Annotated in this window: 15 protein-coding genes and 2 riboswitches; of the genes, 5 read left to right on the top strand and 10 right to left on the bottom strand. The window is 48.7% G+C overall.

From position 1 onward, the window contains the following. Positions 1-18 precede the first annotated feature (18 nt). From nikA to E0698_RS06420, 8 genes are all read right to left on the bottom strand, one after another. Complete coding sequence (nikA, locus tag E0698_RS06455; RefSeq protein WP_192510994.1) at positions 19-1,644, bottom strand: nickel ABC transporter substrate-binding protein; 1,626 nt, start codon at positions 1,642-1,644, stop codon at positions 19-21. A gap of 142 nt (positions 1,645-1,786) precedes the next feature. Continuing rightward, complete coding sequence (locus E0698_RS06450) at positions 1,787-2,563, bottom strand: ABC transporter ATP-binding protein (protein ID WP_134911893.1); 777 nt, start codon at positions 2,561-2,563, stop codon at positions 1,787-1,789. Then, on the bottom strand, positions 2,560-3,588 hold the full coding sequence (locus E0698_RS06445; RefSeq protein ID WP_238353884.1) for an ABC transporter ATP-binding protein: 1,029 nt from the start codon (positions 3,586-3,588) through the stop codon (positions 2,560-2,562). The genes E0698_RS06450 and E0698_RS06445 overlap by 4 nt, the downstream gene beginning before the upstream one ends. Continuing rightward, the gene (gene nikC / locus E0698_RS06440) at positions 3,585-4,400 is read right to left on the bottom strand and encodes a nickel transporter permease (RefSeq protein ID WP_134911892.1); all 816 of its coding nucleotides are present in this window, start codon (positions 4,398-4,400) and stop codon (positions 3,585-3,587) included. The genes E0698_RS06445 and nikC overlap by 4 nt, the downstream gene beginning before the upstream one ends. Positions 4,401-4,415: 15 nt before the next feature. Continuing rightward, on the bottom strand, positions 4,416-5,345 hold the full coding sequence (gene nikB, locus E0698_RS06435) for a nickel ABC transporter permease (protein ID WP_192510993.1): 930 nt from the start codon (positions 5,343-5,345) through the stop codon (positions 4,416-4,418). A 15-nt stretch (positions 5,346-5,360) separates the two neighbouring features. Continuing rightward, positions 5,361-6,944 carry an ABC transporter substrate-binding protein gene (locus E0698_RS06430; RefSeq protein ID WP_192510992.1) on the bottom strand — a complete coding sequence of 528 codons (1,584 nt, stop codon included), beginning with the start codon at positions 6,942-6,944 and terminating at the stop codon, positions 5,361-5,363. Between the two features lie 206 nt (positions 6,945-7,150). Further along, positions 7,151-7,354, bottom strand: a riboswitch (cobalamin riboswitch). 698 nt (positions 7,355-8,052) lie between these two features. Beyond that, on the bottom strand, positions 8,053-9,360 hold the full coding sequence (locus E0698_RS06425; protein ID WP_025686240.1) for a nucleobase:cation symporter-2 family protein: 1,308 nt from the start codon (positions 9,358-9,360) through the stop codon (positions 8,053-8,055). Next, a complete protein-coding gene (locus E0698_RS06420; RefSeq protein WP_192510991.1) occupies positions 9,354-9,971 on the bottom strand; it encodes a xanthine phosphoribosyltransferase in 618 nt (205 codons plus the stop codon). The genes E0698_RS06425 and E0698_RS06420 overlap by 7 nt, the downstream gene beginning before the upstream one ends. Positions 9,972-10,129: 158 nt before the next feature. Continuing rightward, a riboswitch (purine riboswitch) is annotated at positions 10,130-10,233 on the bottom strand. 291 nt (positions 10,234-10,524) lie between these two features. Between E0698_RS06420 and rhaB the strand changes: the two genes are divergently transcribed. Genes rhaB through rhaD form a run of 3 tightly spaced genes read left to right on the top strand, consistent with a single transcriptional unit; the run spans position 10,525 to position 14,171 of the window. After that, positions 10,525-11,976, top strand: a complete 1,452-nt coding sequence (rhaB, locus tag E0698_RS06415; protein WP_192510990.1) for a rhamnulokinase — start codon at positions 10,525-10,527, stop codon at positions 11,974-11,976. A 42-nt stretch (positions 11,977-12,018) separates the two neighbouring features. Continuing rightward, positions 12,019-13,275: an L-rhamnose isomerase gene (gene rhaA / locus E0698_RS06410; RefSeq protein ID WP_149094341.1), complete on the top strand. Its 1,257-nt coding sequence runs from the start codon at positions 12,019-12,021 to the stop codon at positions 13,273-13,275. Between the two features lie 50 nt (positions 13,276-13,325). Further along, positions 13,326-14,171 (top strand): rhamnulose-1-phosphate aldolase, encoded by an 846-nt coding sequence (rhaD, locus tag E0698_RS06405; RefSeq protein WP_192510989.1) that lies wholly within the window; start codon positions 13,326-13,328, stop codon positions 14,169-14,171. Between the two features lie 88 nt (positions 14,172-14,259). Here the strand turns inward: rhaD and E0698_RS06400 are convergent, their stop codons facing one another. Then, positions 14,260-15,237 (bottom strand): AraC family transcriptional regulator, encoded by a 978-nt coding sequence (locus tag E0698_RS06400; protein WP_192510988.1) that lies wholly within the window; start codon positions 15,235-15,237, stop codon positions 14,260-14,262. Positions 15,238-15,469: 232 nt separating this feature from the next. Here E0698_RS06400 and E0698_RS06395 point away from each other — a divergent pair, with 232 nt between their 5' ends. After that, positions 15,470-18,085, top strand: coding sequence for a glycosyl hydrolase (locus E0698_RS06395; RefSeq protein ID WP_192510987.1), 2,616 nt, complete (start codon positions 15,470-15,472; stop codon positions 18,083-18,085). A gap of 74 nt (positions 18,086-18,159) precedes the next feature. Beyond that, a complete protein-coding gene (locus tag E0698_RS06390) occupies positions 18,160-20,019 on the top strand; it encodes a beta-glucoside-specific PTS transporter subunit IIABC (protein WP_192510986.1) in 1,860 nt (619 codons plus the stop codon). A gap of 90 nt (positions 20,020-20,109) precedes the next feature. Here E0698_RS06390 and E0698_RS06385 read toward each other — a convergent pair whose 3' ends face one another. Then, positions 20,110-21,303 (bottom strand): acyl-CoA dehydrogenase family protein, encoded by a 1,194-nt coding sequence (locus tag E0698_RS06385; protein WP_192510985.1) that lies wholly within the window; start codon positions 21,301-21,303, stop codon positions 20,110-20,112. Between the last annotated feature and the right edge of the window lie 96 nt (positions 21,304-21,399).

Genomic DNA, 21,399 nt, shown 5'->3' with positions numbered 1-21,399 from the left:
GTTACCCTTCGGTTTCAACTACTTCCCGATTTCAATTCCCTCAAACGGATTTTCATCCCGATTGGCCGGGAATACAAAATTCGTAATCTTTTTCTGATATACTGCGGTTTTCTTAATATACGAAATAGGCACAATGGCAGATTGCTCCTGAAGGGTTTTCAGAATCGAAGCATACAGCTCCTGACGCTTGGTTTCGTCTGTCGATGAGAGGGCTTCGTGTACTTGCTGATCCAGATCCTTCTTCATCGGAAGAGCGCTCAGTACCTCGGAAATCCCAAAGCTCTTCTTGGCAATGACATTAATAAAGGAATGCGGATCATAAGGCGCACCATAGTTGTACCAGAAGTACAGATCAAACTGATTGGATCTAAGGCGTTTGATTTGAACCGTAAGCTCCAGTCCGGTCAGGTTCACTTTGACACCCAGTTCTCCCCATTCCGCCTGAATGGTTTCGGCCATCGCCTTTTGGACCGGATCGGTCTTATCAAAAATCAGCTCAAAATCCAGCTGTTGTCCGTCCTTCTCCCGTACCGTGCCGCCTGCGGGCAGCTTCCAGCCAGCCTCATCCAGCAGCGCTTTGGATTTTTCCACATCATAGTCAACGGGCTGTAAGTCCACATTTGTATACGGATAGTTTTTGGATAAGACAGTATCCGCTTTTTCCTCCAGCCCCGAGGTCACGCCTTCCACCATCGCCTGCTTGTTAAAGCCATGCTGGAGCGCCAGACGTACCCGAAGGTCTGCCAGCTTAGGATTGGACGAATTGAGCAACAAGCTTCTTGTGCCGACAGGCTCAGACAGCTTGGTCACATAATTATTCGTGTCGCGAAGCTGCTTGAAAGCATCCAGACTGATGACGCCCTCTCCGTAAATCAGGTCCAGATCGCCTTTCTCAAAGGCCATTACACGCGTTTCGCCATCGGGAATGATTTTTACGATAATTTTATCCACCTTCGGTGCGGTTCCCCAATAATTCGGGTTACGCTTGAAGGTAGCATATTCGTCTTGTTTGTATTCATCCAGCATCCAAGGTCCGGTACCTACCGGTTTCTTGATGCCTTTGGACGTATCTCCATCATCCGGGAACCCGGCTTCACCCAGAAAACGGAACGGGCGAACGACAGACAAGTCCTGAAGCAACGGATAGTATGGCTCTTTGAGCGTCATGCGGAAGGTGCTGTCATCTACGGCTTCGGTTTTGTCGAGAACACCAACCACCCCAAGCCAACTGTGCGTTTTCTCATTTTTCATAACAGCGTCAAAGTTCTTTTTGACAATAGCTGCATTAAATGGCGTTCCATCCGAAAATTTCACACCTTGGCGCAGCTTGAACGTATATATTTTGCCGTCCTTGGAAATGGTCCAGGATTCAGCCAAAGCAGGCTCCAGCTTGCCTCCTTGCTTGTAGCTGACCAACGGCTCATAAACCATGGATTGTGCAAAAAGTTGGGAAGGATTGTATACGTGAGGATTCATCGTACCAATGTCACGCGGCCACGATAGCGTGATCGACTTTTCATTGGCAGCTCCGTCAGTAGAGGTGGATGCAGGTGTGTTCTCCTGCTTCGCGCAGCCCAAAATAACGGATAATAAGAGGAGTGCCACCAACATAAGGGTGGCAGTCTTGCGGTGTCGAACGGACATCAATGTATTTCCCCTTTTCTATATATGTGATAATGATTATCATAATCATATTTAGAATAGGTACCACATCCTATTTTGTCAACAATATTCGGCAAAGGAAGCCTATATTTATTTTAAATTTGTAGAATATGAAAGACATGGATCATTCCGCCAACGTCTGAAACAGAGTACGCGTGTACTCATGCTGTAACAAGTCTTCATCCCATTCCTTGAGTACTTCCACGATCTCCCCTTGAACCATGACGGCAATCCGATCACAAAACTGACGCGTGGATTGAAGATCATGGGTGATAAAAAGATAGGATAGCTGGCGCTCCACCTGCGCTCTCTTGAGCATGTCCAGCACAGAAGATTGCGTTGTCGTATCCAGATTGGCGACCGATTCGTCGAACAAGATGATATCCGGTTCCACTGCCAGTGCTCTGGCAATACACACCCGCTGCTTTTGCCCGCCGCTTAGCTGCGATGGGTATTTCTCCAGACAGTCCGCAGTCAGCCCCACCGATTCCAGCAAGGATAGGCAAATATTCAGTGCTTGCGCTTTTCGTTCAGGAAAATAGTTGCAGATCGGCTCCTCCAAAATATCTCGGATCGTCATGCGGGGATGCAGCGAGGAAGACGAGTCCTGCGCGACCAGCTGGATTCGTTTGTACAGATGGATATCCTTTATCCTCCCGATGTGAATCGGCTGGTCATCCAGCCAAATCTCACCCGAAGTCAGCGGTTCCAATCTCAGAATACATTTTGCCAGCGTACTCTTGCCGCTTCCGCTTTCACCGACCAATCCCAGACACTCTCCACGTTGCAGTTCCAGACTCACCTGCTTCACAGCCTGTTCGGTATCCTGCGTTTTGGACCAGCCCTTTCTCCGTTTGCGGACAGGATAGGCTTTGGTCACTTGCTTTAATTCCAGTATCATTCGCGTATCCTTCCTTCCGGGCTCATCTCCAGCACACGATCCGCCACACGGCTCACACCCTGACGATCATGAGAAATTAGCAAAATGGTGAGATCGAAGTCCTCTCTCAACTGCTGAAACAATGCCAGAACCTTATCCCGGTTGATAACATCCAGCGCCGTGGTAGGCTCGTCGGCAATAAAAAGGCGCGGACCGGAGCTTAGCATCGCAGCCAGCAGTACCCTTTGACACATCCCTCCGCTTAATTCAAAAGGGTATGAGGACAAAATATGCTCGGGGTCTGCAAACCCGACCTTCCTCAATAAAGAGCACAGATAAGCCTCCTGCGCTTGAGTAACGCGGCCTCTGGCCATCTGTGCAATCCAGCTCAGCATTTGCCGCACCTGGGGCAACAAGCCCTGAGGGGGGGCTTGCTGCGGTGCAGCAAGGGAGGGAGCGGCATCCGCATGCCCCTTCTGGTCGGGTGGCATCCAGCGCCGCCCGTGCAGTCTGAGCGTGTCCGTCAGTTGTGTGCGGACGGTACGGATTGGATTCAACCCGCTCAGCGATTGTTGAATGAGCAGGGCAATGTCCTCGCGACGCAGCCTTTGCCAGCACCGTTCATCGAACGGGACGATATCCTCCCCGTTGTAGTGTATATGCCCCTGCGTAACGCTGATTCCCGGCTCCAACATGCCCGCGATCGCATGCGCGATCAGACTCTTGCCGCATCCGCTCGGCCCGGTTAGAGCCACAATTTCCCCCGGATATACGGAAAAGCTGACATTTCGGAGCAGCGGTTGATTACCGCTTATCGGCATTATTTTCCCATTCGCGCCCGGTTTTCTACCCGCGCCCACACCTGTTGCTGCGCCAATATGTGTACAAGATCTTGCCCCTATCCCTGTTCCCTCGCCTGCTTCTGCACTAGTTTCTGTCCTAACGGATGTTCCTGTGCCTATGCGGCATATCTCCAGATGTTCCACGTGCAACAGTGGCTTGCACCCTGCCATATCCCATTTCATATGCCCTGTCCCATCCTTCATTTCGCCGCCCCCTTTTCCGAAAAACGGTCTCCGAGAAGCTGGCACGCAAGCACAAACAGCATAATCGCCAAACCCGGAAAAATCATGACATGCGGTGCCACCTGAAAATACGACGTCGCATCATGCAGCATCACGCCCCACTCCGGCTTAGGCGGCTGTACACCCAGCCCAAGAAAGGAAAGTCCGGCAACCATAAGCACGACTCGTCCAATGTCCCAGACCGCGTACACAAGCAGCTGTGGCAGTACCTGCGGCAACACATAACGTCTCAGCACGCGCACATGTGAATTACCGGATAAACGGGCATATCGGACATAGTCCTCCTGACAGGCTTTTTGAACAAGGGTGCGAATATACCGAACATATCCCGCCCACCGTACCGCAATAATCGCTAAGGTCATGTTTACAAAGCCCGGACCCAAGATACCCACAATCGCCACCGTCAAAATGATATCGGGAAAAGCCAGCACGCCGTCAATGGCCCGCATGACTAACTGGTCCACACGCCCGCGTACATAGCCAATGAGCAAGCCTATCGGCAAACTGATACACAAGGTGGTCACTGTAATCGCACAAGCAATCAGTACGCTGGTCCGAATCCCGTAAATCAGGCGCGACAGCACATCTCGCCCCAAATGGTCTGTACCCAAAGGATATTCCCGGCTGGGCGGCTCCAAGCGCTTCAGGAGATCGACATTGAGAGGATCATGAGGGGCAACCCATGGAGCAAGTAGCCCGAGCAATACGATCAGGCCCAGCATTACGCCTCCCGTCAGCAAGCTCCCTTTGAAGGACAGCCGCATGTTTTTCATTTTCAACTTCCTCCCCTAACGCAAACGCAACCTCGGATCTACAGCCGCTTGAACCACATCCACCAAACACTGAACACCTACGATTAAAAATGCAGCAAAAATGACATACCCCTGGATCACCGGATAATCCCGCTGCGTAATCGCATCTATAAAATACTTGCCCAAACCCGGCCATGAAAAAATCGTCTCTACAATGACATTACCCGCCAGCATAAATGACAAATTTGTGCCTAACAGCGTAATGATCGGCAAAATCGCATGCCTGAATATCTCAAAAAACAGAATATGCTTGCGGGAAAAGCCTCGGGCCTTCGCCGCCTTCACAAAATTCCGGTCACCCAGCTCCAGCATTTGGGCACGCAGCACACGGGCTTGCACAGCCCCCAAACCTGCCCCAAGGGTCAGCGCTGGCAGTACCAAATGAGTCCAATCCTCACGACCCATGGATGGGAGCCAGCCCAAACGAACGGAAAACAGGTAAATCAGCAGAAAGCCAAGCCAAAAAGAGGGAATGGACGATCCCAGCAGTGCAAACAGCCTTCCCAGACGATCGAGCCAACCACTGGATTTTACTGAGGCGGCCAGTCCCATTCCAAGAGTCAGGACCGTCATGACGGCAAAGCCCGCCGAAGCCAGCTCCACAGTAGCGGGCAGTCTGTTCCACAGTTCGGTTAGCACCGACTCCTTGGATACATAGGAGGTGCCCCAGTGCCCTGTGAACACATCCCGCAGCCAGTTCACATACTGAATATGGAGCGGCTCGCTCAAGCCCAGCTCCTTACGCAGCGCCGTCAACGCCTCCTCAGAGGCAGGCACATTATGCGCGGTGAGCAGAATGGTAGCAGGGTCGCCGGGAGCCAGCCTCATCAGCACAAACGTCAGCGTGGATACAACAAACACAATGATGACCAGTTGCGCCACACGTTCCAGAATAAAACGAATCATAGGGTATGCAGCCCGTTATTCCGCAATATCGGATTGCGCCGTAATGTAGTAATACTCAATCGGATGCGGTGTAAAGCCCTCTACCCCTTTTTTCACTCCAAATACATTATCAGGGTGAACAATAAACGACTGCGGCAAATCGGTATTAATGATATCCAGCGCTTGCAGTGTCACAGCATTACGTTGCGCTGTATCCTTCGCCAGCTTCAAGCTGCCAAGAAGGTTCTCCAGCGGTTTGGAACTATAACGGCTTACATTGGCTTCGCTTTTAGAGGAATAAAACATGTCCATAAAATATTGCGGCTCCCCCGTATGGGCAGTCAGCATGCTGTACATGGCAAAATCCCAATCGTTTTTGGTCAGTGCCTCGTCGATATTTTCCACCTTGCGAATCTTCACCTGGATGCCCTCCTTCAGCAGTTGGCTCTGAATCACCTCAGCCATCACCGAAAGCTCTGGACGTTGAGGAAAGGTCAGCAACGTAACTTCGAACGGCTTGCCTTGCTTGGTCCATGTGCCTTGGGCATCCTTCTTCCAGCCATCCTTAGTCAATAGCTGCTCGGGCGTTCCGTCCAGCGCTTTACGCTCGACCTTACCGAAGGGGAGAATGCTCGGGAATGGGCTGCTTGCCTCCGTACCATAGCCTCTCATGATCGCACTCACAATGGATGCACGTGGTATCAAGCTGTCCACTACTTTGCGGTTCGCGGCATCCTTGAACAGAGACGACTCCATGTTATACACGATCATATGGGTGCGCAAAGAGGGAGCCGACAGCACTTGCAGCTTATCGTTCTTTTTCAATACCTCCGCGTTATCCACCGGAATATCGGTCGCTACATCTACTTCGCCGGATTGCAGCGCCAGCAGGCGCGAATTGCCGTCCGTAATGAACTTCATCGTTGCTTCAGCCAGCCGGGCCTTCTCGCCCCAATATCCGTCATAACGCTCTACGACCAAGGATTGATCCTTGTTGAACGCTTTAATTTTAAAAGCACCTGTCATCGCAGGGTAGCTCTGCTCATCCTTTATAGACGCTACATCCAGCACAATCGTCGATGGATCCGCCAGATTGGACACCAGCGCCGCATTCGGCTGGTTTGTCGTAATTTTCAACACCAGCGGCTCGGTTACGTCAATTGACTTTACATCTAGCAAATCCTTTGCCAGATGGCTTTTCTCAATGGAGCGCAGCAGGGAAGCTTTTACACTTTCCGCGTCCATACTCTTTCCGTTATGAAAAGTGACCTTATCCTGCAAGCTGAACGTCCAGACTGTGGGGCTATCCTGCTTCCATTCCTTGGCCAGCCAAGCCTCAGGCTCCAGCTTTTCATTCAAACGGACAAGTGTCTCGCCTGCGCCAGAACGCATAACATCCCAGCTATTATCGCCATGCGGGTCAACGCCTGACGGCTTCCACGTATACGCCATCACCAGCTTTTTGTCCGTTGTGGACTGTTGTGCGAATGTGTTTTCGCCCTTGTCGGAGCTGTCCGCCGTCTTATTAGTTGTGGAGCATCCCGCAAGAGCCATAACTGCCAGTAGCAGCATCACCCCTGTGCATATGGACCATGAACGCTTTTTACGATTGCTTATCATCCTATTTATCCCCCTCTATCTTGTCATTCACAAATACCTAACGCAAAAAAAGCATCCCGGACCGCCTGATCAGCAGTCAGAAATGCTTTCATTATAAAATGCCAAAGCTCACCTCAAAGCACCTCTAATCATAGAAGGGATCGGATCGGTTTCAGACATTCCGTAAGCAGCACGCCCAACCACCTCCCCAGCATCCCGTGGGTCTGACAGTGATGTTAAAACAGGCAGGTCTCCTGACTTCAGGCGTATCTTTCAGGCCTTCCCGGTTCTTCACAGTTCCAGTGGCTATTCCGAAAGCTACAGCAATTCCCTGCTGATGCCTGTATACAGTGGCGGGTCCGTGTCGGAATCTACCGAACTTCCCTTTTAAGTGAGCACGTACAACAGCCATCTACATGATCTCAACGAAACCCTGTAGATAGAAAGTCCGGCTCACACCTGTTTTCTTCCTTTATTCTTTTTCATTACGATTTAGGACTATCTTATTTTGTTGTTACAGGCTTGTCAACAAATGTCGCATAATAATTTAAATTTGAACGATACGGCGAGAATCAAGGCTATGACTTTGCGTTGCATGCACGCAATGGACGTGATAAAATTAGGTATAGAGATACCCATCGTGTCCGTATACTAAAAAGAGTCTTCGCCGCTACCAACGGCAAAGACTCTTAGGACTTGAAAGGCTGTGGATCACCACGGCGCGCTAAATGCTTAGCTAAACCCACCGTTAGGCGCCTAACCTAATTACGCGGTGGGTTTTCGCTTGTTCCGAAATTTCCGACGTAGCCAGCGATAAAGTTTACGAATACTAAACACCAGGCTTAGTAACGTAACCATCCAACGCAACACATCGTAGCACGACACAAGGTTGACCATCGGCTTCACCCCCTTTCGGGAAGCTGCGCCGTGGTCCGAAAACATCCACCACTATTCAAAATCCATAAGATGGATTATACCACGCCTCTGCCTACCACTCTAGCAAATTCTTCTAATAGAATCTCAAATCCCCATCTTCATACAGGAAGAGGGCTTTATCAATAACTCTATGCCAAAAAGCCGGAAAAAGAGGCTTACGACCTCTCTCCGGCTGTCTTTCTAATCCTAATTATCAAACCTTCTGCGGAACCTCCGACACTGTCACACCTTTGACCGATTCGGCTTGTTTTTTCGTTAAAACGATGTTCAAGACAATCGCCGTGATCGAGCCGGATACGATGCCGTTTTGCAGCAGCATTTTGGCAAAGCTCGGCAGTTGGTCGAACATTTGGGGCAGCACGGCAGAGCCGAGGCCCACCGCAATGCTGCATGCCGCAATCAGCAGATTGCTTTCCTTCCTCAAGTCCACTTCTGACAAAATAGACATGCCCGACGCAGCAACCGAACCGAACATAACGATCATCGCCCCGCCCAGCACAGCATTAGGAATCACTGTCGTCAAGGCAGCCAGCTTAGGCAGCAAACCAAGAACAACCATAATACCACCCGCAGCAAAAATAACGTTCCGCGACTTGACGCGTGTCAGCGAAATCAGACCTACATTTTGCGAGAAAGCCGTGTAAGGAAACGCATTAAAAATACCACCAAGCATAATCGCAAGTCCTTCGGAACGCAGACCATTGACGATTTGCTTCTGCTCCACCTTTTGATCAATCGCCTTGCCTACTGCCAAATAAACGCCCGTAGACTCGACCATGCTGACAATGTTAACGATAATCATCGTACATACTGCCATAATGCTAAACTCAGGCTTACCAAAATAAAACGGCTGCGCAACACTCACCCAAGACGCTTGCGCCACTGGAGCAAAATGCACCATCCCCATCGCATAAGCAACCACCGTACCCGCAAACAGACCGATGAGCACGGAAATCGAGCGTAAAAAGCCTTTTGCCAACCGATTCACAAGCAAAATAACCAGCAAAGTAACTAACGCCAGCAACAAATTACGCGGCTGTCCAAAATCCGCGCTACCCTGACCCCCTGCTACGTTATTCATCGCCACCGGAATGAGGGACAGGCCGATAATCGTAACAACCGAGCCCGTAACCACCGTCGGGAAAAAGCGTAGCAGCTTGCCATACAACGGTGCCGCGAGCACCACGAATATACCTGATAAAATAATGGCTCCGTACGCGGTTGCCAAATTCGAGGTCGACGCAATCGCGATAATCGGACCCACCGCCGTAAACGTACAGCCCAGGATGACAGGCAATCTACTGCCGAAAAACCGCGTGCCCATAATCTGTAATAACGTAGCAATCCCGCAAGTGAACAAATCGGCAGCCACCAGATAGGCCATCTGGGCTGGCGTCAGGTGCAATGCTCCCCCTACAATGAGAGGTACGGCAATCGCTCCAGCGTACATCGCCATCACATGCTGGAAGCCCAGCGCAAATAACTTTTGTTTGCTTAACATCCCACATTCTCCTTAACGGAAGGAATTACCGCACCCGCTTCTTCTATAAAATGAACCTCGCCCGGTGCCATGGAAACGATACGCGCAAGAGAGCGTACGGCGATGCCTCTTTGTTCCAGCAGTCCACGGCCTTCCTGAAAGCTCTTTTCGATCACGCAGCCAACCCCGGCCAGCTCCGCTCCTGCTTCCTTCACAATATCTGTAAGTCCGACCAATGCTGCACCGGTCGCCAGAAAGTCATCCACGATCAGCACATGGTCGCTGGCATCGAGATATTTTTGGGAAATACTTACCTGATAGGTTTCCTGCCGTGTAAACGAGTGAACCTCAGCGAAGTATACCTGCTCGTTCAGCGTGATTGCCTTCTTTTTCTTCGCGTAGATGAACGGAACACCCAATGCAATGGCTGTTGCCATAGCAAACTGAATACCGCTTGCTTCAATCGTAAGCACCTTCGTAATGGGGGCACTGCTAAAAAGACGTGCGAACTCCTTACCAATCTCCAGCGCCAATGCTGTATCCACCTGATGATTCAAAAATGAATCTACCTTTAATACCGTGTCGGATAAAATCTGTCCCTCTTGACGAATACGTTCCTCCAAAACTTTCATGATGCGGGTATCGCTCCTTCTTTACTTTAAAATAGAATAAACCTGCCAAAACCAAAAAAAGGACAGGCTCCCTTGAGTTGTTTCTCAAGTGAAGCCTGTCCCTGGGGTTGTAATCCCTGACGGATGAGCGCACAAATAAATGCCCGCATTTCATCCGAAGCCGATGCGCTATCACTCATAGTCAGACGATTACAGTGGTCGTCCGGTAGAAACTTTTGGGCCATATCCCCAATATTATACGAGTCATATGAAATTGATATCTTGTATACTACACCCTCTGGCGGGCGGTTTCAAGACTATTTTTCATACAGACAGCGGCACTTGAAGAACATTCCATAATTCTAACATCGCAAAACAATTTCCTCCTCCAATTAAAGTACATATATTGTAGAAAACAGATACCGAAACACGTAAAACCATACAAAACAACATTATATTTTATTTATAATTTGAAAAACAAAAATAAAACCATAAATTATATTTCCGTTTGTGTTGACTACAAAGATAAACGGAAGTAGTATTGAATTAGTTAAGAAATAAAAGGAGATTGGTTATGGATAACTATCTTGCTGTTGATATTGGAGCTTCAAGCGGAAGGCTCGTGCACGCAACTCTGCAAGACGGTCTGCTTCACTTGCAAGAGCTTCATCGGTTCAACAACTCCTTTACCGAAAGAGACGGACATGATTACTGGAATGTCGACGATCTGTTGGATGAGATTATTAAAGGACTGCAAAAAGCCAAACAAAAAGGGATTCATGCCTGTATGATCGGCATCGATACATGGGCTGTAGATTATGTACTGCTTAATAAGGAAGGCCATCGCATTCATGAGATATACGCTTACCGGGATGCACGCACCCTTCATGCACCCGACAAGCTGCACCAGCTCATTAGCCGGGAAGATGTATATGAGAAAACAGGCATTCAGGAACTGAACTTTAATACGCTGTATCAACTGTTCGTCCATGACCGGAAACAGCTTGCCCAGGCGAATAAAATATTGATGGTACCCGATTATTTGTACTATCGCCTTACAGGCATCATGGTCAATGAAACGACGAACGCATCTACCATGCAGCTTCTAAATGTGAACACCCGAGAGTTTGATGAGGAGCTGCTGTCCCTGCTCCAGCTTCGGCGTGATCAATTTTTGGAGCTTGCTGAGCCTGGTCAGGTGCTGGGTACTATTTTGCCGGAGCTTGTTCAGAAGCACGATCTTCCAGACTGCCAATTCATCCTCGTGCCTACGCATGATACAGCTTCGGCGGTTGCGGGTGTTCCATCACGACGGGAAGAATCGTGGGCTTATATTAGCAGTGGAACGTGGTCGCTACTGGGTATGGAACGATCTCAAGCCTTGAATACCAAGGCAGCCATGCAGGCGAACTACACCAATGAGTGGGGCGCTTACGGCACATACCGTTTTCTGAAAAACATTATGGGCCTATGGATGATTCAGGAGGTAAGAAAAGAGGGCGATTCCGCTCATAGCTTTGCCGAATTGGCCCAACTGGCTTCGGCAGAAACGCCGTTTGCCAGTCTCGTTCTCTGCAACCTGCCCGCATTTTTAAACCCGGATAGCATGACCCTTGAAATTCAACGGTTTTGCGAGGAAACGGGGCAGCCCATTCCCCGAACTCCGGGTTCGCTCGCCCGCTGTATTTTCGACAGCCTGGCCCTAAGCTACCGGGATGCCTTGTATGAACTACAGCGTTTAACAGACGAAACCATTACCCGACTGCACATTGTCGGCGGAGGCGCTAATAACGAATTGCTGTGTCAGCTAACAGCCGATCTTTTGGGGATTGAGGTTCACGCAGGCCCTTCGGAGTCTACGGCCATCGGTAATATTGTCGTGCAGCTCATCAGCATCGGCGCTCTTGACGATCTCCAAGCTGCTGGCAGCGTCATTGCCCAATCCTTCCCGACCCAGTTATATCAACCGAGGACGGTGGATGGGATTGAAGGGCTTCTGGATCGCTGGGAGAGTCTCAAGAAGTAGACAGCGTCCTCTATTCAGATATCTCGATAAAGGAGTAAACCCATGAATCAAGCCATTGAAGCCAGTTATAACGAAGCAAAAAAGCTGTATGCCCGCCACGGTATTCAGGTGGATGACGTTTTACAGAAACTTTCAGAGATCAAAATATCATTACACTGCTGGCAGGGAGATGATGTTCAGGGCTTCCTATTCAAAGACAAACAGCTTAGCGGGGGCATTGCTGTAACGGGCAGCTACCCGGGTAGAGCAGGTACACCGGATGAATTACGCCAGGATTTAGAGAAAGCCCTGTCGCTCATTCCGGGCCAACACAAGGTCAATCTGCACGCCATCTATGCGGATACTACAGAACAAGTGGATCTGGATCAATTGGAGCCGCGCCATTTTCAGAACTGGGTAGACTGGGCCAAACAGCAGGGATTGGGGCTTGATTTTAACCCCACCTTGTTCTCCCATCCCAAAGCGGAAGACGGCTTCACCCTGAGCCACAAGGACCCGGAAATTCGTAACTTCTGGATCACACACTGCAAAAAATCGCGCAGGATTGCAGAGCATTTTGGAAAAGAACTCGGTCAGCCATGTGTTACCAACCACTGGATGCCGGATGGTTACAAGGATACCCCGATTGACCGCTTGGCTCCAAGAGAGCGGCTGCGGGATTCTCTGGACGAGATTTTCAGCGAAAAAATCAGTGAAGAATACAACATAGACGCAGTTGAAAGCAAGCTGTTCGGCATCGGTTCGGAAAGCTATGTCGTCGGCTCGCATGAGTTCTATATGGGCTACGCGCTGACGCGGGGCAAATCCATTTGTCTCGATTCCGGTCACTTTCATCCGACCGAAGTCATTTCGAATAAACTGTCTTCCGTGCTGATGTTCACCGATCAATTATTGCTCCATGTCAGCAGACCCGTCCGTTGGGACAGCGATCATGTGGTGACCATGGACGACGAATTACTCGACATTGCCCGTGAGCTGGTTCGCGGAGATTTGCTTTCCCGAACACATATCGGCCTTGATTTCTTTGACGGCAGCATTAATCATGTGGCTGCATGGGTCATCGGAACACGCAACACGATCAAAGCGCTGCTTCGCGCTATGCTGGAACCGATTGAAGCATTAAAGCAGGCAGAAGAGGAACGGGACTTTACCACTCGTCTTGCCCTGGTCGAAGAATTTAAATCGTATCCGTTCGGGGCCATCTGGGATTACTATTGCGCTCAAAATAGTGTCCCTGTTCGTGAAGAATGGCTGGCCGAAGCAAAAAACTATGAACAACAGGTACTGCTGAAACGGTAACTACTGCATTGATAATTTATATTTATATCATCCAAAGGGAGAGATCATCCATGACTACTGTGCTGGAGAATCATAAAGAACGAAAATCGGGACTGGATATCCCATTTATTCGCGAGATGGCGGAAATTACGCAAAACATGTGGAAATTCGGCTGGGATGAGCGTAACGGAGGGAATGTCAGTTATATTCTGGATGAAGCAGAGGTAGCCAAATATCTTGATATCCATCATGTTATTCGTACGATCAAACCTGCTTTTCCTGTGAATGAACTGGCAGGCAAATATTTTATTGTCACTGGATCAGGTAAATATTTTAAAAACGTAATCTCTGATCCGGAAGCCAATTTAGGTGTCCTTCGTGTCTCGCAGGATGGCGAGCAATTGGAAGTCTTGTGGGGCCTCAAGCATGACGCGGTACCTACCAGCGAATTGCCGTCTCATTTTATGAGCCATATCGAACGATTGAAGGTGGATCCTAACCATCGTGTTGTGATCCATAATCATGCCACCCATGTCATTGCCATGACCTTCATTCATAGTCTGGACGAAAACCAGTTTACCAAAACACTGTGGGAAATGTGTACCGAATGTATTGTCGTCTTCCCAGACGGGATCGGCGTAATCCCTTGGATGGTACCGGGCTCCAGCGAAATCGGCCGCGAAACGGCAAAAAAAATGAAGGATCATCACGCTGTATTATGGCCTCATCACGGTATTTTCGGAACAGGCAGCTCCATTGATGAAGCGTTTGGCCTGATTGAAACGATTGAAAAAGCGGCGCAAATTTATATGCTCATTGCTAAGCATGATATCCAGCAGCGGATTACGGATCAGGAATTGGCGGATCTGGCTAAAGCCTTTAACGTTATTCCAAAAGAAGGAATCCTGAACATATAAACATAGGCTAACCTCATAGCTCACAACCTAAAAGGCTCCACGGCTTGTCTTAAACCAGCCATGGAGCCTTTGTCATGCCTACGGGATATCACACTTTATGCTGCTCTCTATATTCATTCGGAGTTACGCCGAAATAGTCTTTAAATTTCCGGTAAAAAAAGCTCAGATTATCATAGCCTATATCGGCCGCAATATGATAGACAGGTGTATCCGTATTGGAAAGAAGGAGCGAGGAACGCGTCATTCGGTGGATCAAAATTAATTGTTTAAACGATCGTCCGGTCGATTTTTTAAGCAGCGCACTCAGGTAGTTCGGATGGAAATTAAAGTGCTCTGCTGTAGAAGCAAGCGTACACGTTTGGAAGTTCTCTTCCAGGTAGTGAAGAATCTCAATGACGGATGGATGGGAAGACGATTTGGCATGCTTCTGGTTCGTATCAAATTGGAATACGCGCAATAATTCAGAAAAGATCAAGACCATATAACTGTCGATCATCTCTTCAGAACACAGGGATTGATCATAATATTCACACAGAAGTTCCCGCATAAACAAGCCGAGCTTTCTACTGTTTTCGGAATGAAAAATAATGTATCTGTTGTGCGTCTGATTATCCGAAATTGCATTCACCAGAAAGTCCGTAATCATGCTGCGACTGGACAAGCGGCTTAGAAAAGAAGTTGAGAAATATTCTCTGCTCATTGAAATGTTCACAATAATATCATTCTCGCCTGTCGCCAAAATCGCATGTGGCGCTCCGGTATCTACAATACAAATTTGGCCCTCGGTTAATGTCACCGTCTGATCGTTGATGATCTGTGTACACTGCCCCGAATAGACATAATTCATTTCAATATCATTGTGGATATGCATAGGAACCTCAGCAAATCGACTGTGCTTTGTAATCTTGATTTTGCCGCCCTCCAAATAAAACACAAACACTTTTTGGCCGTTATATTCAATCTGTTTAATGCTGTTGTATTTCTCGGACAGATACGGATGTTCTCGATAGGCTTCCTCACTTGCCGTCAATTTACGCAGCTTGCAATCCAATTCATCATGCTCCATTAACCCCATCACCCCTCCTATTATTATAACCTTAAGTTTGGACAGTCAACAACTTGTATTTCGGTATTAATAACCCTAAATAAAAGCGTTATCATGTGAGTATAGAAAGAGAAGTTATCATTTATATCTAAAATATTACAATACACATAAAAGTACACTATTAAGAATATTATCTTCGGCAAAATAGTAGTATTCCATAAAAAAAATTATCAATATTCCGGGGGGGATATCCATGAAAAAAATAGAAGACGTGCTCGCCGGTCGGCAAGACAACTATATACTTCCTTTCTTTTGGCAGCATGGTGAAGATGAAAGTACGCTGAGAGATTATATGGAAAAAATGCAAAGTACGGGCATTCAAGCTGTATGTATCGAGTCACGGCCGCATCCTGAATTTGTCGGGGACAAATGGTGGCGGGATATGGACATTATTTTAGATGAAGCACGGAAACGGAGCATGAAGGTGTGGATTTTGGATGATTCCCATTTCCCAACCGGATATGCCGTCGGAAAAATCAAAAGTGATTTTCCACATCTGCAAAAAAGCTTTCTGAAAACACATCAACAGGATTTTGCAGGTCCGCTGAAACATGCCAGTTTTCTGGTCAAATGGGCAGCCTCGAACCCGGGGGATCGGATTATCGGTGTCATTGCTGCCAAGAAACAGAACATGGATGAGGTTGACGCGGATACTTTGATTGATATTAGCCAGCATTTGCATGATGGCAAGGTGTACTGGGATTTGCCGGAGGGAGAATGGCGAATCTTTACACTGGTGCAGACTTTTTACGGTGGAGAGAAGGAAACGGAAGGCTACCTGAATCCGATTGTACCGGAAGCGACGCAGATCCTGATTGATACGGTATACGAAGCGCACTGGCAGCATTATGAGGGGGACTTTGGTTCCACTATTGCAGGCTTTTTCTCCGATGAACCCCGTTTTGGGAATATGCATGGTGCGTTCGGTTCCATCGGGAGATTCGATATGGTGCTGCCGTGGCGTGACGATATGCTTGATCTGCTGAAGCCGCAGCTATCTGGAGAGGTTCTTCGTTTGCTACCTTTGCTGTCCGTAGATGGGGGAGCACAGGCTCATAATGTCCGTTATGCATACATGAATCTGGTTAGCCAACTGTATGCCGATAACTTTACCGGCAAGCTTGGCGGATGGTGCCGTTCGCATGGGGTCGAATACATTGGTCATTTGATCGAGGACAACAATGCTCATGCGCGACTTGGCTACGGAACAGGTCATTTTTACCGGGGATTGTGGGAACAGGATATGTCCGGTATTGATGTGGTACTGCATCAAATTATGCCGGGCATGGATCGTGGAACCTTCAAATCCTTTACCTCAAAGGGCTGGGATGGAGAATTTTTTCATTATGGACTGGCGAAAATGGGGGCTTCCCTGGGGCATATAGATCCTAAAAAGAAAGGCCGTACGATGTGCGAAGTATATGGCGCTTATGGCTGGGGAGAAGGACTCAAGCTGATGAAATGGATCACGGACCATATGCTGGTTCGGGGAGTGAACTATTTTGTTCCGCACGCCTTTTCGCCCAAACCGTTCCCTGACCCGGATTGCCCCCCACATTTCTATGCAGACGGGAAAGATCCGCAGTTCAGATACATGCACATTCTGATGCAGTATATGAACCGCATGAGTCACTTGCTGACCGACGGCATCCATATCGCTCAGGCAGCAATCCTGTACCATGCAGAAGCAGAATGGTCAGGGGATTATATGCTGTTCCAAAAGCCGGCACGAGAGCTGACTCAGCATCAAATTGAATTTGATATTGTGCCTGCTGATACGCTGGTTGACGCAACCGTCACAGATGGACAGCTCGTTGTAAACAGCGAACGTTTTGCATGTTTAGTCATTCCTTATGCTGAAGCGCTCCCCTACTCCCTGTTAAACGCATTAGGAGACGGGCTAGATCAAGGACTGCGCGTATTCTTTGTAGGAGGCTTCCCTGAGCGCTCCAGTGAGGGCAGCGGTGCAGGAACAGTGCTGGACAAAATCCGTCAACACCAGAATTCCAGACTGGTTTCATTGGAAACTGTAGCTGAAAAACTGCGTGATGAAGGCATCTATGAAATAAACGTATCGGATCACCAGCCGTATCTGCGCTATTATCACTACCAGCAAGCGGACGGAGATGTGTTCATGTTTTTTAACGAGCACCCCTATGAGTCTATGACTTCATCCATTGATATTCCATTGTCTGGCAACGTATATGTTTATGACGCTTTGGCGAACCAGCTTGTACAGTTGGATTCGGGTGTCCATCCCGCCGGAACGACTCTGTCTCTGACACTGAGTGCATATGAATCCAAAGTTTTTATATTCAACAGCAGGTTGGATGGGAAAATGGTATCCATTTCAACTCCAGCACTCAGCTTGTCCAATGTAACAGCAACGACAATTGAAGGAATTTGGAAGGTGTCCTTTGCCTCCGCGGAGCAATATCCTCACTTTGGCGAACAGATTGAACTGAAAGAGCTGGTTAATTTGGCGACCCCGAACCTGTATCCAGAGTTCGTGGGGACGGTGAGATACCAGATTGATTTTGAGGTCACAGCTATGCCAAAACAAGCGCGATTAGCACTCGGAGACGCATATGAAATTGCTGAGGTCTGGCTGAACGAGCAGTCGCTCGGAAGCCGAATCTGCCCTCCCTATAATTTTGATGTCACAAAAGCACTGGTGACAGGTATAAATACGCTGGTCATTGAGGTGACGAATACACTGGTCAAAAAGCAAGCCGACTTCCTTTCACAGTATCTGTTACAGGAGCCTACTGGCTTGATTGGACCCGTTCAGTTAACGATGCAGCCATGATGTGATGTTCATAACCCTGGCTCTTTCGAGATCGGAAGAGCCAGGCATTAAAGAAGTATGCTGGAGGGGTTAAAATGGATAAGCAGAAATTAGCCAAGGATATCCTGGAGGGCGTCGGCGGCGAGGAAAACGTCGAGAGCGTCGTTCATTGCATGACCCGGTTACGTTTCAAACTGTACGATGAAAGCGTACCCAATAAGGAAAAAATACAGAAATTGAAGGGCGTCAAGGGAGTTACCCTAAATGGCGGACAATATCAGGTCATTATCGGTAACGAAGTAGCCGACGTCTATGAAGAGCTTGTGAAGTCTGCTCAATTGGGTTCAGGGGATAAAAGAGGTTCATCTGCTCCCAAGAAGAAGCAGAATTGGTTCAATAATATTCTGGAGACGATCGCGAGCTGCTTTACACCATTGCTTCCTGCACTGGCTGGAGCCGGGATGGTCAAAGCGCTACTGGCTATTCTCACCACACTCCATGTACTTTCCGAAGACAGTGGTACTTACCAGATATTAAACGTTATCGGAGACGGCATATTTCATTTCTTGCCTATACTGCTTGCCATAAGCGCTGCCAGAAGGTTTAAATCCAACGAATTTATAGCTGCCACGATTGCCGCGGCGATGCTCCATCCCAATTTACTGGATTTAAAAAACGGCGGTGCCAGCACGATTGATTTTCTCGGCCTGAACATCCCTCTGGTGAATTACGCTTCTACGGTCATTCCGATTTTGCTAACCATCTGGTTAACGTCTTATGTCGAAAAATTTGTTTACAAACGTACACCTAATGTACTAAAAATCGTATTAGCACCATTGGTAGTGCTTTTGGTTATGATTCCTCTAGCCCTGTATGCCATCGGACCTGTGGGTACGTATGCAGCTCATGGAGTGACAACTGCCATTAATTTCTTGTTTAATACGTCCGGACTGTTGGCCGGGTTTATTCTGGGTGGCTCCATTCAAGCCCTCGTCATCACAGGCATGCACTACGGACTAATCCCAATCATTGTGCAATCCCTGGCTGTGAATGGCTATGATTATACAATACCGGCAACATTTATGGGGGTTATGGGGCAAGCAGGTGCGATCTTAGGCGTTCTGCTACGCACCAAAAACAAAGAATTGAAATCACTCTCCGGCTCTTCTCTGCTCTCCGCCTTGTTGGGGATTACGGAACCCGGAATTTATGGAGTCACACTGCGACTGAAGAAACCTTTTTATGCAGGCATGATCGGCGGGGCCATTGGTGGAGCTATTCCCGGAGCTGTAGGGGCCAAAGCGATTACGATGGCTCCAAGCGGTTTACAATCCCTGCCTATCTTTGCTGGCCCGACATTTGTTTATGTGATTATTGGTATCGTCGTCAGTTTTACCATCGGGGCCGTTGTATCTTATCTGCTTGGATTTAAAGAGCCTGACAATGCGGAAGACGAAGGTGACAATGAAAAGAATACTTTAGAAGAGATGAAACCGCTATCAGGAGAAAAAGTGCTATACGGTCCTCTGAACGGAAGTATCATTGAATTAAGCGAAGTTAGTGATCCCGGTTTTGCCGCTATGGGTAAGGGATTGGCTATCATTCCAGATCGCGGACGGGTCGTTGCTCCATTTCAGGGTACAGTCGCTACCATAGCTAAAACGAAGCATGCGGTAGCCATTCTTGGGGATCATGGTGTTGAAGTGCTCATTCATGTAGGCGTAGACACTGTGAAGCTGAAGGGTGAATTTTTTACGACGTATGTTCAAGCAGGTGATGAAGTACAGACGGGAGATGTACTGCTGGAGTTTGAAGCGGGCCCGATCAAGGCTGCCGGATACGACACCACCACCTCTATCGTCATTACGAACAGTGATGAGAACACCGAGATTTTGAATAATGCCGGGACAACAGCCGTTGAACGCGCTCCATTTATGACGGTTGTTGCGAAATAACCCGGTATGCTGAGAAACAATAGAAAACAGGACTCCTGTGCTGGTGTGCATAAGGAGCCCTGTTTTCGTTTCGCTACCTATTTTTTTAATTCATGACAGTTCCTTGGATTCGGATGCTTCACGAATGGCCCGATCCGTCAACTGGCTCAGGACAGCGTCCTCCATCGGCGGGTTATGCAGACCGAAGCGCACATTACGGTACATCAGTTGTAGCGGATGGGACAGCGACAGGCTGTGTACCCCGACGATTTTCATCGCCAGATCCACTACAGACAAAGCTGTTTGCACAGCAAACACCTTGGCTGCGCCGAGATCCGGGTTCGCCTGCTCGGGAGGCACCGTGGCATTCGGCTGCCAACGCGCAGCTACGCCATATAACAGGTGCCGGGCGGCTGTCAGCTCCAGCTCGATCTGTCCGAGTTTTTGCCGGATATGCGGCAATTCGATGATCGGGTGCGGCAAGCTATTCGGCTGATAGCTGGAAGCAAATTGAATCGCCTCCTGACGCGCAGCCAGTGCGATCCCCAAATAGACAGCCGGAATATTGAGCAAAAAGAAGCCGGGCTTCGCGTTTTTGCGGGATGGCTGCCGCTGGTGTACCCTTGCGTGCTCGGGAAGCTGTACATCCTTCAGCACAAGATCATGACTGGCTGTCGCCCGCATTCCCACCGTGTTCCAGGTCGGGTTAATGGATACCCCCGGTGCTTCCTTCGGAATCAGGAACTCCGATACGCCTCCGGTTTCAGTATCCGAGGCAGACACGATGAAGTAGTCCAGCGCGGTTGAAAGAGACGTGAACGCCTTGGTCCCGTTGAGGACAAAGCCCTGTTCTGTCCGTTCTGCCAAGGTCTGGGGCTTGCCCCCACGAGTCGGGCTTCCAGTGCCAATCTCCGAATCGGCACGGTTCACCAGCGCCCCCCGTTCGACTACTTCACGGCATAACGCAGCGTATTGTTCCTTCTGCCAAGGACGATCCTCGGACAAGCCGAACAGGATAATATGATGCCAGCCCAAAGCCAACGCCATCGCAGCGTCAACCTGAGCAATTCTTTCCTGGTATAACAGAAATTCAGTCAGGGATGCCCCCTGTCCTCCATATTCGCGGGGAACGGAGAGCGTATGATATCCGATTTCCTTTAGATCGTGAAGCAGGCTTACGTTAAGCTCGTTCGTTTCGTCCGCCTTACGTGCCGTCTCGTGATGGCGCTCCACAATGGTTCCAATCAGCTTTAGCTTGTCCACTTGCTCTTTTGTTGTAGCGAATCCATATTCTAATAAAGACAATGAAGCCCCTCCTTTTGCCTAGAAGCTTATCCGATATAGCCTAAATAAGATTTTCCATAGAGTTTATCATTTAATAGTATCAAGCTTTCAAACGGT

It is taken from the genome of Paenibacillus sp. 23TSA30-6 (genome assembly GCF_014858585.1).
Taxonomy (GTDB): Bacteria; Bacillota; Bacilli; order Paenibacillales; family Paenibacillaceae; genus Paenibacillus.
This window is presented reverse-complemented; position numbering and strand designations above follow the sequence as displayed.